Consider the following 13,102-nt stretch of genomic DNA (forward strand, 5'->3'; position numbering starts at 1 on the left):
TTCGACCGGGCGAGGGGACCCTATCGGCCCGTGCCGCGGTGCCCCGAGGGCCGGGGAGGTCTCACAGCCGGCGGAGCCGGGACACGGCCTCCCGCAGGACCTCGTCCCGCTTGCAGAACGCGAAACGGACCTGGGTGCGGCCGGCGTTCTCGTCGTCGTAGAAGACCGAGTTGGGGACCGCGACGACGCCGCAGCGCTCGGGCAGCGAGCGGCAGAAGGCGAGGGCGTCCTTCTCGCCGAGCGCGGCCACGTCCGTGGTGACGAAGTAGGTGCCCTGGGGCCGGTAGACGTCGAATCCCGCCTCCTGGAGGCCGGCGGAGAGCAGCTCGCGCTTGGCGGCCAGTCCGTCGCGGAAGGCCGTGAAGTACGCGTCGGGCAGCGCGAGCGCCTCGGCCACCGCGTACTGGAACGGGCCGGAGGAGACGTACGTCAGGAACTGCTTCGCCGAGCGGACGGCCGTCAGCAGCGGGGCGGAGGCGGTCACCCAGCCGACCTTCCACCCGGTGAAGGAGAAGGACTTGCCGGCCGAGGAGATGGAGACCGTGCGCTCGCGCATCCCGGGCAGCGAGATCAGCGGCACGTGCTCGCCGTCGAACACCAGGTGCTCGTAGACCTCGTCCGTGACGACGAGCAGGTCCCGTTCCACCGCGAGCTCGGCGATCGCCCTCAGCTCCTCGCGGGACAGGACCATGCCCGTGGGGTTGTGCGGGGAGTTCAGGAGCAGCAGCCGGGTGCGGTCCGTGACCGCGTCGCGCAGGGCGTCCAGGTCGGGGCGGAAGCCGGGGGCGCGCAGCGTCAGGGGGACGCGCCGGCCGCCGGCCATCGCGATGCAGGCCGCGTACGAGTCGTAGTACGGCTCAAAGGCGATCACCTCGTCGCCGGGCTCCAGGAGGGCGAGCAGCGTCGCCGCGATCGCCTCCGTCGCACCCGCCGTGACCAGGACCTCCGTGTCCGGGTCGACCTCCAGGCCGTAGAAGCGCCGCTGGTGGTCGGCGACGGCGGTGCGCAGCTCCGGGACGCCGGGGCCCGGCGGGTACTGGTTGCCCCGGCCGTCGCGCAGTGCCCGGACGGCGGCCTCGCGGATCTCCTCGGGGCCGTCGGTGTCCGGGAAGCCCTGACCCAGGTTGATCGAACCGGTCCGGACGGCCAGCGCGGACATCTCGGCGAAGATGGTCGTCCCGAACTCCGCGAGCCGGCGATTGAGCAGCGGTCGTGTCATGCCGGTCATCCTCGGGCGAAGCTCTGGACTTGCTCAAGTGCGCTTTGGCTGCGCGGCACGGCGGGCATCCCCCTGGCACGGAGCACGAAAGGCTCCGAAGTCACCGGAAAACGGATGCCGGGGGACCGACACCGGAAAACCGGCACCGGACGACGGATACCGGACAGCGATACCGGACAACGGATACGGACACGTACGGGGGACACGACATGGAAGCGGTAGTGATCGTGGTGATCTGCGCCCTGGTGGTCATCGGCTTCGCGTCGGCGGTGAGCGGCGGCTCCCGTCGGCGGCGCCGGGGCGGCGGCTGGTCGAGCGGGAGCGGGGGCTCCTCCGGGGGCGGCTGCGGCTCGTCCTGCGGCGGCGGTGGCGGCTGCGGCGGGGGCGGCGGCGACTGAGGCGGCCGACCGAGGGGGCGAGGGGTGCGGGGCCACGGACGGGTCGGCCCCGCAACACCCCGCCATGGGCCTGCCGTTGGCGGTGGCCGGCAGCCACACGCCGGATCCCTACTGAACAGTTGAGCCCAAGAGCCCCCTAGGGGATGGAAACCACGTCAAGTTGGGTAAAAACACAGCGAGCTACCCAGGGTTCATGATTCCCTCGCTGTTGAGAACATCCAGCCCTCGGACCGTGTGTGGACCCGAGCCGGCGATCCCCACTCCCGGTCGAAACCCTTCACCGGGACGCCCCCGGCCCACCCGTCAAACCGTGTTTGCGGAGCCGACCCATGCTCACGACCCTGAAGACCTCCTACACCGACACGCGCGCGGCTGACCTGGCCTGGGCGCTGGGGCGCGATCCGCTGCCCGCGCTCGCCGTGCTCGACCTCCAACTCGCCGGAGCGAAGCTGCAGTTGCGGCTGCTCGGGGCCTCCCACCAGGTGCTCCTGGAGGAAGAGGACCGTAGTTGCTCGGAGACCGTCGCCTGCATGCCCGGCAGCAGTACACCGCTGCCACTGGGCGTGTCCAAGCGGGTGGGCGAGTGGGAGTACGAATTCGCGGCCCGCGTCGAGAACCTGAACCAGGGCTCGTTCGCGGGCCGCGCGCAGGAGCTCCTCGCCCTCGTCGCCGACCACCCCCACGGTCTGGCGGGCACCTTCCCCGGCTCGCCGCACGCCTTCACGGCGATGCTGGCGCAGCGTCACGAGGGCCAGGTGCGCTGGCGCACCTGGCACGCGTACCCGCAGGAAGGGCAGTTGGTGGTGACCAGAACCCGGATCGGCGCCCGGACGCCGGCCGTGCTCTGACGCACATATGCCTCAGGTGCACTCGCACGGGTGACAGGGTGGGATCGAAACGTGACGTAGCGTTACGTCATGACCGACCCGCCCGTGACCATGCCCCTGCCGACCGAGCGGGCGGCGCGGCTGCCGGCGCGGCCCGGTGCGGTGCGGTATCCGGTGCTCGCGGTGGTCTTCGTCTGCGCCGCCTGCGGACTGGTGTACGAGCTCGAACTGGTGGCCCTCGCCTCGTACTTGATCGGCGACTCGGTCACCCAGGCCTCCGTCGTGCTGTCCGTCATGGTCTTCGCGATGGGGGTCGGCTCGCTGCTCGCCAAGCGGCTGCGCTGCCGCGCCGCGGTCGGCTTCGGCCTGGTCGAGGCCGGCCTGGCGCTGCTCGGCGGCTGTTCGGCGATGGTGCTGTACGCGGCCTTCGCCTGGCTGGGCGAGTCCCGTTACGTGCTGGTGGCGTTCTCCCTGGCCATCGGGGTGCTGATCGGGGCGGAGATCCCGCTGCTGATGTCGCTCATCCAGCGGGCGGAGTCGGCCCGGCAGGACGGACGGGACGGACGGGACGGGCGGGACCGGCCGGAGCAGCAGGACGGGCGGTCGGAGCGGCAGGACGGGCGGGACCGGCGGGACCGGCGGGACCGGCCGGAGCCGGACCCGCAGGACCGGCCGTCGAAGCAGCAGGACGCCGCCGGGACGGTCGCCGACCTGTTCGCCGCCGACTACGTGGGCGCGCTCGTCGGCGGGCTCGCCTTTCCGTTCCTGCTGCTGCCCTGGCTCGGGCAGCTCACCGGCGCGCTCGTCACCGGCGCGGTCAACGCGGTGGCGGGCGGCGGCCTCGTGCTCTGGCTGTTCCGGCACGACCTGACGGCCCGTTCGCGGGCGCTGCTCATCACCGTCAACGTCTCGGTGCTCGCCGTCCTCGCCACCGCGACCGTGCTCGTCGACGACTTCGAGCGGGCCGCGCGCCGGGCGGTGTACGGCGACAGCGTCCGGGTCGCCGTGCAGACCGAGCTCCAGGAAGTGGTGGTCACCGGCGAGCGGGGCGGGCCGCCCGACCTGTTCGTGAACGGCCGGCTGCGCGTCGGCGGCCAGGACGAGTACCGGTACCACGAGGCCCTGGTGCACCCCGCGATGAACGGCCGGCACGCCCGCGTCCTGATCCTCGGCGGCGGTGACGGCCTCGCCGCCCGCGAGGTGCTGCGCTACCCGGACGTCCGCGCGGTCACCGTCGTCGAACTCGACCCCGGCGTCGTCCGCCTCGCCCGCACCGACCCCGGCCTGGCCGCGCTCAACGGCTACGCCTTCCGGGACCCCCGGGTGACCGTCGCCTACGGGGACGCCTTCCGCTGGCTGCGCCGCTCCCGGCCCGTGCAGGAACGGTACGACGTGGTGATCTCCGACCTCCCCGACCCCGGCATCACCGCCGGAGCCAAGCTCTATTCGGAGGAGTTCTACGGGCTGGCCGCGGGTGCCCTCGCCGACGGCGGGCGGCTCGTGGTCCACGCCGGATCGGCGGCCGCCCGGCCCCACACGTACTGGACCGTCGACGCGACCCTGCGCGCGGCGGGCTTCGCCACCCGACCCTACGGTGCGGGCGGCCGCGTCTCGGGCCTCGCCGCCGGACCCGACCGGGCCCGCCGCTCCTCGGGCGGCCCGGCCGGCGCGCACGGCGAGTGGGGCTTCCTGCTCGCCGCCCCCGGCGCCCGGCCCCCCGACCTCGCCCTCGCCGCTCAGGCGCCCCGGCTGCGCTCACTGACCCCCGACGTCCTCACCGCGGCCGGGAACCGCGTCGAGCGCACCCGTACGGGAGCGTCGTCCGGGCTGCCGCCGTCGACGCTGGTGCACCCGCGGTACTGAGCGGCATGGGCGGTGCCGGGGCGCCGTGGTGCCGGGCCGCGACGGAGGTGCCGAGCCGCACCGCCCGTGCCGAGCCGCGCCGCCCGTGCCGAGCCCCACCGCCCGCACCCAGCGCGCGCGTGACAGGCGACGTGGAGGCCCCGGCTGAGTAGGCTCGGCTCCCATGGAGCATGAGGTGTTCGTCCCGGTCCCGGCCGAGGTCCTGCGCGCCACGCTGACGGACCCCGCCCGGGTCGCGCGCTGTGTGCCCGGCTTCCAGCAGGACACCGAAGGGGAGGACGGCCCGCTCGCGGGCCGTCTGAAGGTCCGGGTCGGCGGCAACACCATCACCTACCGCGGGGCGCTGCGGATCGCCGAGCGAGGCGGGCGCTTCGCCGTCGAGGGCGAGGGCACGGAGGTCCGCGGCAAGGGCACGGCCACGCTGGCCCTCACCGTGGCGCTCACCCCGGTGGCCGAGGGCACCACGATCGGCTTCACCGGAGAGGTGACGGCCGCCGGCCGGCTCGCGGACACCGACATTGAGGCCCGCGCCGCGGCGGGCGCCCGGCTGCTTGACCGTTTCGCCGAGGCCCTGGTCGCCGTCGCGGACGTGGAGGCGGAGATGGCGGCCGAGGCCCGTGAGGCGGAGGCGCGGGCCGAGGCACGGGGCGAGGCGGAGGCCGCGAGCGACGACGACGGTGTCGACGACGGCGTGGAGGAGCCCGGCCGCCCCTCGGTCTTCGACACCCCGGTCCCGCCGCCGTCCCTGGACCCGCTCGCCGACGAGACCTTCGACGCGGTCGCCGGCGAGGCTCTCGACGGGCCTCTCGACGCGCCCCTCGACGACGGCGAGGAGGACGACGACCTCGTCCGGGGCGGTCAGCCCGCCGAGGCCGCGCACGCCCGGCGGACCATGATCGGTCGGAGCGCGGAGGAGGTCGACCACGCCCCGCCGCGCGGGCGCTACGCCCCCGTCCCGGCCGCCGAGACCTCCAGCGCCACGGCCACCCTGCGCTGGATCGCCCCGGCCGCCGCCCTCGCGATCGCCTCCGCAGTCGTCGTCGGCCGCGCGCTGCGCCGCCGTCGCTGACGACCCGCCACGACAGCGGCGGGGCATCGCCTATCGTCGGGTCGTGACCAATCTGACGCGACTGACGGCCGGCGAGGCCGAGGTGACGATCGACCCGGAGCACGGCTGCCGCATCGACAGCCTCCGCATCGGCGGCACCGAACTGCTGCTCCAGGGAGCGCGGTACGGGTCCTTCGTGATGGCCCCGTGGGCCGGCCGGACCGAGAACGGGCGCTTCCGCAACGGTGCCGTCGTCCACCAGCTGCCCGTCGGCGAGCACGCCGCCCCGCACGCCCTGCACGGCACCGTCCGGGACGTGGCCTGGAAGACCGCCGAGGTCACCGCGACGACGGCCGCGTTCACCACCGAGCTGACCGAGCCCTGGCCGTACGAGGGCACGGTCACCCAGGTCTTCGAGCTGACCGAGGACGCGCTCACCCTCCGGCTGGGCGTCGAGACGGCCCGGGACTCCTTCCCGGCGCAGGCCGGCTGGCACCCCTGGTTCCGCCGCAGCCTCGGCGGCCCGGACGTGGAGATCGGCTTCAGCCCCGGCTGGCAGGAGGAGCGCGGCGAGAACCACCTGCCCACCGGCCGCCGGATCGACCCGACGCCCCGCCCCTGGGACGACTGCTTCGGCGTGCCGGACGGCGTCGACGTCACCCTCACCTGGCCCGGCGAGCTCGAGCTGCGGCTCACCAGCCGGGCCCAGTGGGTGGTGATCTACGACGAGCCGGCGGACGCGGTCTGCGTCGAGCCGCAGTCCGGCCCCCCGAACGGCCTCAACACCCTTCCGCGCCTGGTCACCCCCATCGACCCGCTGGAGGTCGAGACGACCTGGGCCTGGCGGCGGCTGTGAGCGGGCGGCTTCCAGCGGCTCTAAGCTCGTGCGCATGACTGACGTACGCGCTGAGCTGCTCCAGCAGATCAAGGACAAGGCCGTGGTGCACGGCAAGGTGACCCTCTCGTCGGGTCGTGAGGCCGACTACTACATCGACCTGCGCCGGATCACGCTGGACGGCGAGGCCGCGCCCATGGTCGGCCAGGTGATGCTGGACCTCACCGCAGAGCTGGACTTCGACTGCGTGGGCGGGCTGACCCTGGGCGCCGACCCGGTCGCCACCTCGATGCTGCACGCCTCCGCCGCTCGCGGTCAGCGCCTCGACGCGTTCGTCGTCCGCAAGGCGCAGAAGGCCCACGGCATGCAGCGCCGGATCGAGGGCACGGACGTCAAGGGCCGTCGCTGCCTGGTGGTCGAGGACACCTCGACCACGGGCGGCTCTCCGCTGACCGCCGTCGAGGCCGTGCGGGAGGCCGGCGGCGAGGTCGTCGCGGTGGCCACGATCGTGGACCGCGGTGCCGCCGGGGCCATCGCCGAGGCGGGTCTGCCGTACCTCACCGCCTACGAGCTGTCGGATCTCGGACTGGCGTAACCGCCGCGAAGTCGTGACCCGGGCCCCGGAGCGGGCCACAACCGCTCTGACCTGGTGTTTTGTCGAGGGGTGGAGTGTTTCACGTGAAACACTCCACCCCTCGTCGCGTAGTGCCTGTGGGAGTGCGCAGAAGAGTCTGGAAGGATGGGGGCGACGATGACGTCGCCCCCATGGTCAGGGACAAGCAACGCACACACCCGCACATCACAAGGAGCGGACGAATGCCCATCGCAACCCCCGAGGTCTACAACGAGATGCTCGACCGGGCGAAGGCAGGCAAGTTCGCCTACCCGGCCATCAACGTCACCTCGTCCCAGACGCTCCACGCCGCCCTGCGCGGTTTCGCGGAGGCCGAGAGCGACGGCATCATCCAGATCTCGACCGGCGGTGCCGAGTTCCTGGGCGGCCAGCACAACAAGGACATGGTCACCGGCGCCGTCGCCCTGGCCGAGTTCGCGCACATCGTCGCCGCGAAGTACGACATCACGGTCGCGCTGCACACCGACCACTGCCCGAAGGACAAGCTGGACGGCTACGTCCGCCCGCTGCTGGAGATCTCCGCCGAGCGCGTGTCCCGCGGTGTGAACCCGCTCTTCCAGTCGCACATGTGGGACGGCTCCGCCGAGACCCTCGCGGACAACCTGTCCATCGCGCAGGAGCTGCTCGCCAAGGCCGCCGCCGCCAAGATCATCCTTGAGGTCGAGATCACCCCGACCGGTGGCGAGGAGGACGGCGTCAGCCACGAGATCAACGACGAGCTGTACACCTCCGTCGACGACGCCATCCGCACCGCCGAGGCCCTGGGCCTGGGCGAGAAGGGCCGCTACCTGCTGGCCGCCTCCTTCGGCAACGTCCACGGCGTCTACAAGCCGGGCAACGTCGTGCTCCGCCCCGAGCTGCTCAAGGACCTCCAGGCGGGCGTCGCGGAGAAGTTCGGCAAGGCCTCCCCGTTCGACTTCGTCTTCCACGGCGGCTCCGGCTCCTCCGCCGAGGAGATCGCCACCGCCATCGAGAACGGCGTGGTGAAGATGAACCTCGACACCGACACCCAGTACGCCTTCACGCGTCCGGTGGCGGACCACATGTTCAAGAACTACGACGGTGTCCTGAAGGTCGACGGCGAGGTCGGCAAGAAGTCCACCTACGACCCGCGCACCTGGGGCAAGCTGGCCGAGGCCGGCATGGCCCAGCGGGTCGCCGAGGCCTGCGCCGCGCTCCGCTCGGCCGGCCAGAAGCTGAAGTAGGCGCCGCCGCCTCGCGCGGTTGTGCGAACGGGCCCGGCACCACGAGAGTGGTGCCGGGCCCGTCGTCGTATCCGAAGGGGATGAGCTGTGGCGTTCGACTTCGACCGAGCGACAGACCGGCGCGGCACCTGGTCGGTCCAGTGGGACGGGCTGTCCGACCGCTTCGGCGTGCCCGACCTGCTGCCGTTCACCATCTCCGACATGGACTTCGCCTCCCCGCCGGCCGTCCTCGACGCGCTGCGCGCCCGGGTCGACCACGGGGTGTTCGGCTATACCGACTGGCGCCTCGGCGAGTTCCGTACGGCCGTACGGGACTGGTACGCCACCCGCCACGGCACCGCCGTCGACCCCGACACCATGGTCTACGCCCCTTCCGTGCTCAGCCAGCTCTCCCAGCTGCTGCGCATGTGGACCGCGCCCGGCGACGGCGTCGTCGTGCACACCCCCACCTACGACGGCTTCCGCAAGGCCGTCACCGGCCTCGGCCGGGACCTGCGCGGCGTCCCCGTCGGCGACACGGAGGCCCTGGAACGCGAGCTGGCCCGGCCCGACAGCCGGATGCTGCTGCTGTGCTCCCCGCACAACCCGACCGGCCGGGTGTGGCGGGAGGAGGAGCTGAAGGAGTTCGCCCGGCTCGCCGAGCGGCACGGCGCCGCCGTCGTCAGCGACGAGATCCACGCCGACCTGACCGCCGAGGGCCACCGCCACGTGCCGTGGACGGCGATCGCCGAGCCCGGACGCGGCCGGCGCTGGGCCCTGGTCACCTCCGGCACCAAGGCCTTCAACTTCCCCGCGCTCTCCGGCTCCTACGGCTTCCTCGGCGACCCCGAGGAGCGGGCCGCCTTCATCCGCCGCATGGAGACCGGCGAGGGCCTGGCCTCCCCGGCCGTGCTGTCCCTCACCGCCCACATCGCCGCCTACCGGCACGGCGCGCCCTGGCTGGACGCGCTGCGGGAGTACGTCGCCGGCACCATGGACCTGGTCCGCGACCGGCTCGCCACCGGCCTCCCCGACCTCCGCTGGGCCCCGCCGCAGGCGGGCTACCTCGCCTGGATCGACCTGCGCCCGCTGGGCATCGACGAGGCCGCCCTCCAGGAGGAGCTGGTGACCACCGAGAAGGTCGCGATCATGCCGGGCGGCGTCTACGGCACCCCGGGCTTCGTCCGGCTCAACGTCGGCTGCCCCCGCGCCAAGGCCGAGCGCGGCGTGGCGGCCCTCATCCGGGCGGCGGCCCGGCTGCGGCGCACGTGAGCCGGGGCCGGACCTGACGTGTCCACGGATACCGGGAGGCGCGCTGTCCGAGGCGTGATCTAGGCTGCGCTCACCGCGCCTCGGTCTCGGGGCGCGAAGGATCATGTGGGGGGTCACATCATCGTGCGCAAGCGCACTCTCTCGGCCGCGACGTCGCTCGCGGTCCTCTTCAGCTCCGCGGCCCTGGTCGCGGGCACGGCGGGCACGGCGTCCGCCGACAGCAGCACCGTTCTGCCCATGTCCTCCGTGGGGGACCTGGTGGTGGACGGCGTCCACCAGAAGATCTTCATCAGCGACCCGTACCTCGGGAAGGTCGTCGCGACCGACTACGCGGGCCGGGTGCTGAGCACCACCACCGGCCTGCCGGGTGTCACGGGCCTCGCGCTCTCCGCCGACTCGACGCATCTGTACGCGGCCGTCCCGGGCGCCGACGCGGTCGTCGCCCTGGAGACCGAGACGGTCACCGAGAAGGCCCGGTACGCGACCGGTGAGGGCACCGACCCGCAGCACCTCGCGCTCGCGGGCGGCAAGATCTGGTTCGGCTACGGCAACGGCGACAAGGGCGACATCGGCTCGCTCGACATCTCCGGCACCGAGCCGGTCGTGGCACTGGCCCAGGACACCGAGACGAACTACTCGGGTGCCCCGAGGCTCGTCGCCTCGCCGGCCAACCCGAACACCATCGCCGCCGCGTCCTCGTACTACCACCGCTTCCGGCTCGCGGCGTACGACGTGACCACGGGCACGGCGACCCGCACCGTGCGCAACGACAACGCGCTGAGCGGCATCACCACCGACCTGGCCTTCACGCCGGACGGCAGCCGGATCATCACGGCCAACGCCGGCAACGTGCACCACGTCTTCCAGAGCGCGGACCTCGCCGAGGTCAACACCCTGGCGAGCGACTACCACGGTGCCGCCGTGGCCGTCGCGCCCGACGGCACCGTCGCGGCGGGATCCGACTCGGCGTACGGCAAGGACGTCTTCGTCTACCGGCCGCAGGACAAGACCTCGGTCCGGCAGTACGACTTCCCCAGCACCGGGAGCAGCAGCGGCGGGGACGGCCTGGCCGACGGCGGTCTCGCCTGGGAGCCGGGCGGCAGCCGCCTCTTCGCCGTCACCAGCAACTACGACAGCTCGGTCCGCCTGCACGTCCTGGACGAGCCGACCAAGTCGCTGCCGACGGTGACCGTCAACGCCCCGGCCACCGCGCCGGTGCTCAAGCCGCTCACCGTCACCGGCACCGTCGCCTCCACCCTGGCGCTGCCGGCCGGCACGCCCGTCGCCGTGACCCGCTTCGACGTCGAGAACCCGCAGGGCAAGTCGCTCGGCACCAAGGCGCTCGGCGCGAACGGCGCGTTCTCCTTCGCGGACACGCCGACCGTCGCGGGCGGCGTCACGTACAAGGTGGCGTACGCGGGCGACGCCGAGCGCGCCCCGGCCTCCGGCACCGCGCTGGTCAGGGTCTCGCACCTGCGCCCGGCGTTGACGCTGGACCGCAACGGCACCACCGTCAACTACGGCACCACCGTCACGTACACGGCCACGCTCGGCCCGACGTACAAGAACCGCGTCGTCGAGATCTGGGCCGACCCGTGGGGCCCCGAGCCCAAGCGGCTGCTCAAGCGCGGCACCGTCAACTCGGTCGGCAAGCTGTCCGCGTCGATGTGGATGAACCGCGACACCACGGTGACCGCCGTCTTCCCCGGTGACGCCCGCTACGCCTGGGCGCAGGCCAAGTCCGGCGCGTACACCCGGGCCGGCGTGTCCACCTCGCTGTCGCGCCACTACAAGTGGACCAAGATCGGCAACACCTGGTACCAGACGTACCGCACGTCGAACTACGCGCTGATCACCACCTGGCACAACGCGTACCCGGACCGCGCCACCCGTCTGGACGCCCAGATGTGGTACGCCGGTGCCTGGCGTGACCTCGGGCCGGAGTACTTCCTGCTCGACCGGTACGGCAAGTCGTACGTGCGCTTCGACGGCGACCCGGTCCTGGCGGGCCACAAGTTCCGCATCCGCTCCGCCTACATCGACGGCGCCTCCGGTGACAACGTGAACGCCACGGTCTACGGCCCGTGGAAGCACTTCAACTTCACGCGCTGACCTCACGCCGAGCCTCGGAGCACCCCTCGCGGGGTGAGGGCCCCGTCCGCCGTTCCGGCGGGCGGGGCCCTGCCGTGCGCGGGACCATGCAGGCATGGACATCCGGCTCGCCTCGGCAACCGGTCGGTGGATCGTGTTCACGACCGTCCTCGGCTCGGGGATGGCGCTGCTCGACTCCACCGTCGTCAACGTCGCCCTGCCCCACATCGGCGAGGACCTGGGCGCCGACCTCGCCGGCCTGCAGTGGACCGTCAACGCCTACATGCTGACCCTCGCCGGCCTGATCCTGCTCGGCGGGGCGCTCGGCGACCGGTACGGGCGGCGGCGGGTCTTCGTGATCGGGACCGTGTGGTTCGCGGCCGCCTCGCTGCTGTGCGGGCTCGCCCCGAACGCGGGGGTGCTGATCGCCGCCCGTGCCCTCCAGGGGGTCGGCGGGGCGCTGCTCACGCCCGGTTCGCTCGCGCTGATCCAGGCGAGTTTCCACCCGGACGACCGGGCGCGGGCGGTCGGCCTGTGGTCCGGATTCGGCGGGGTGGGCGCGGCGGTCGGCCCGTTCGTCGGCGGCTGGCTGGTGGACGGCCCCGGCTGGCGGTGGGTGTTCCTGTTGAACGTGCCGCTCGCGCTGGTCTGCGTGCCGGTGGCGCTGCGGCACGTGCCCGAGTCGCGGGACGAGGCGGCGCGCGGCCGGTTCGACGTGGTGGGGGCGGTCCTCGGCGCCTCGGCGCTCGCGCTGGTGACGTACGCGCTGATCGGCGAGGCGTGGTGGGCGGGCGTGGCCGGGGTGTTGCTCGGCGCCTGGTTCGTGGCGGTGGAGCGGCGGCGCGGCGAGGACGCCATGGTGCCGCCGTCGATCTTCCGCTCCCGGCTGTTCACGGCGGTGAACGTGGTGACGCTGTGCGTGTACGCGGCGTTCGGCGGTTTCTTCTTCCTGGCCGCGCTCCAGCTCCAGGTGGTCTCCGGCTATTCGGCGCTCGGCGCCGGTACGGCCCTGCTGCCGACGACGGTCCTGATGCTGCTGCTCTCGGCCAAGGCCGGGGAGCTGGGGGAGCGGACCGGGCCGCGGCTGCCGCTCACGGTGGGGCCGCTGCTGTGCGCGGCGGGGATGCTGCTGATGCTGCGGGTGGGTGCGGACGCCTCGTACGCGGCGGACGTACTGCCGGCCCTGCTCGTCCTCGGCCTCGGCATGACCGTCCTGGTGGCCCCGCTCACGGCGACCGTGCTCGGCTCCGTGGACGTCTCCCGGGCGGGCCTGGCGAGCGGCATCAACAACGCGGCGGCGCGGGCGGCGGGCCTGGTCGCGGTCGCGGCGCTGCCGCTGCTCGCGGGCATGGGCCCGGAGGCGTACCGCTCGGCGGCCGAGTTCGGTGCCACCTTCCGGCGGGCGATGCCGATCTGCGCCGGGGTGCTGGTGGCGGGCGCGGTCCTGGCCTGGTTCACCCTGCGCGCCCCGGCCCGGCCCGGCTGCCATCCCGAGTGCCGGGTGCACTGCGGGGTGACGGCCCCTCCACTGGACCCGGGCCGCGCGCGGGGAGACGCGGCCGGTGCGGCCGGCGGCCCCGGTGCGACCGGTGGTCCCGGCGGCCCGGGTGCGACCGGTGGTCCCGGCGGCCCCGGTGCGGCCGGCGGACCGGGGAAGCGGCAGGCCCCGCCCGGCGGTCCGGGGGAGTGGCCCGCACCGCCCGGCGGCCCGGGTGGCGGGAGCTGAGGCAG

Annotated in this window: 11 protein-coding genes; 10 read left to right on the forward strand and 1 reads right to left on the reverse strand. The window is 73.4% G+C overall.

All coding sequences use genetic code 11. From position 1 onward, the window contains the following. Nucleotides 1–61: 61 nt before the first annotated feature. The gene (locus ABTZ91_RS12390; protein ID WP_407077942.1) at nucleotides 62–1,219 is read right to left on the reverse strand and encodes a pyridoxal phosphate-dependent aminotransferase; all 1,158 of its coding nucleotides are present in this window, start codon (nucleotides 1,217–1,219) and stop codon (nucleotides 62–64) included. 209 nt (nucleotides 1,220–1,428) lie between these two features. Here ABTZ91_RS12390 and ABTZ91_RS12395 point away from each other — a divergent pair, with 209 nt between their 5' ends. The 10 genes from ABTZ91_RS12395 (at nucleotide 1,429) to ABTZ91_RS12440 (ending at nucleotide 13,097) form a co-directional block, all read left to right on the forward strand. Further along, entirely contained in the window at nucleotides 1,429–1,617 is a 189-nt protein-coding gene (locus ABTZ91_RS12395) for a hypothetical protein (protein WP_352077088.1), read from the forward strand. 329 nt (nucleotides 1,618–1,946) lie between these two features. Then, complete coding sequence (locus ABTZ91_RS12400; protein WP_352077089.1) at nucleotides 1,947–2,465, forward strand: DUF2617 family protein; 519 nt, start codon at nucleotides 1,947–1,949, stop codon at nucleotides 2,463–2,465. A 90-nt stretch (nucleotides 2,466–2,555) separates the two neighbouring features. Then, entirely contained in the window at nucleotides 2,556–4,307 is a 1,752-nt protein-coding gene (locus ABTZ91_RS12405) for a spermidine synthase (RefSeq protein ID WP_352077280.1), read from the forward strand. Nucleotides 4,308–4,470: 163 nt separating this feature from the next. Next, nucleotides 4,471–5,376 carry an SRPBCC family protein gene (locus ABTZ91_RS12410; protein WP_352077090.1) on the forward strand — a complete coding sequence of 302 codons (906 nt, stop codon included), beginning with the start codon at nucleotides 4,471–4,473 and terminating at the stop codon, nucleotides 5,374–5,376. Nucleotides 5,377–5,419: 43 nt separating this feature from the next. Then, the gene (locus ABTZ91_RS12415; protein WP_352077091.1) at nucleotides 5,420–6,211 is read left to right on the forward strand and encodes an aldose 1-epimerase; all 792 of its coding nucleotides are present in this window, start codon (nucleotides 5,420–5,422) and stop codon (nucleotides 6,209–6,211) included. A 34-nt stretch (nucleotides 6,212–6,245) separates the two neighbouring features. Further along, nucleotides 6,246–6,785, forward strand: a complete 540-nt coding sequence (gene pyrE / locus ABTZ91_RS12420) for an orotate phosphoribosyltransferase (protein WP_352077092.1) — start codon at nucleotides 6,246–6,248, stop codon at nucleotides 6,783–6,785. 221 nt (nucleotides 6,786–7,006) lie between these two features. Further along, on the forward strand, nucleotides 7,007–8,029 hold the full coding sequence (gene fbaA, locus ABTZ91_RS12425) for a class II fructose-bisphosphate aldolase (protein ID WP_352077093.1): 1,023 nt from the start codon (nucleotides 7,007–7,009) through the stop codon (nucleotides 8,027–8,029). An 87-nt stretch (nucleotides 8,030–8,116) separates the two neighbouring features. Beyond that, nucleotides 8,117–9,280: a MalY/PatB family protein gene (locus ABTZ91_RS12430; protein ID WP_352077094.1), complete on the forward strand. Its 1,164-nt coding sequence runs from the start codon at nucleotides 8,117–8,119 to the stop codon at nucleotides 9,278–9,280. 123 nt (nucleotides 9,281–9,403) lie between these two features. After that, on the forward strand, nucleotides 9,404–11,392 hold the full coding sequence (locus ABTZ91_RS12435) for an Ig-like domain-containing protein (protein WP_352077095.1): 1,989 nt from the start codon (nucleotides 9,404–9,406) through the stop codon (nucleotides 11,390–11,392). Nucleotides 11,393–11,486: 94 nt separating this feature from the next. Next, nucleotides 11,487–13,097 carry an MFS transporter gene (locus ABTZ91_RS12440; protein ID WP_352077096.1) on the forward strand — a complete coding sequence of 537 codons (1,611 nt, stop codon included), beginning with the start codon at nucleotides 11,487–11,489 and terminating at the stop codon, nucleotides 13,095–13,097. The last annotated feature ends 5 nt before the right edge of the window (nucleotides 13,098–13,102 follow it).

The organism is Streptomyces sp. NPDC126499 (assembly GCF_040302485.1).
Classification (GTDB): domain Bacteria; phylum Actinomycetota; class Actinomycetes; order Streptomycetales; family Streptomycetaceae; genus Streptomyces.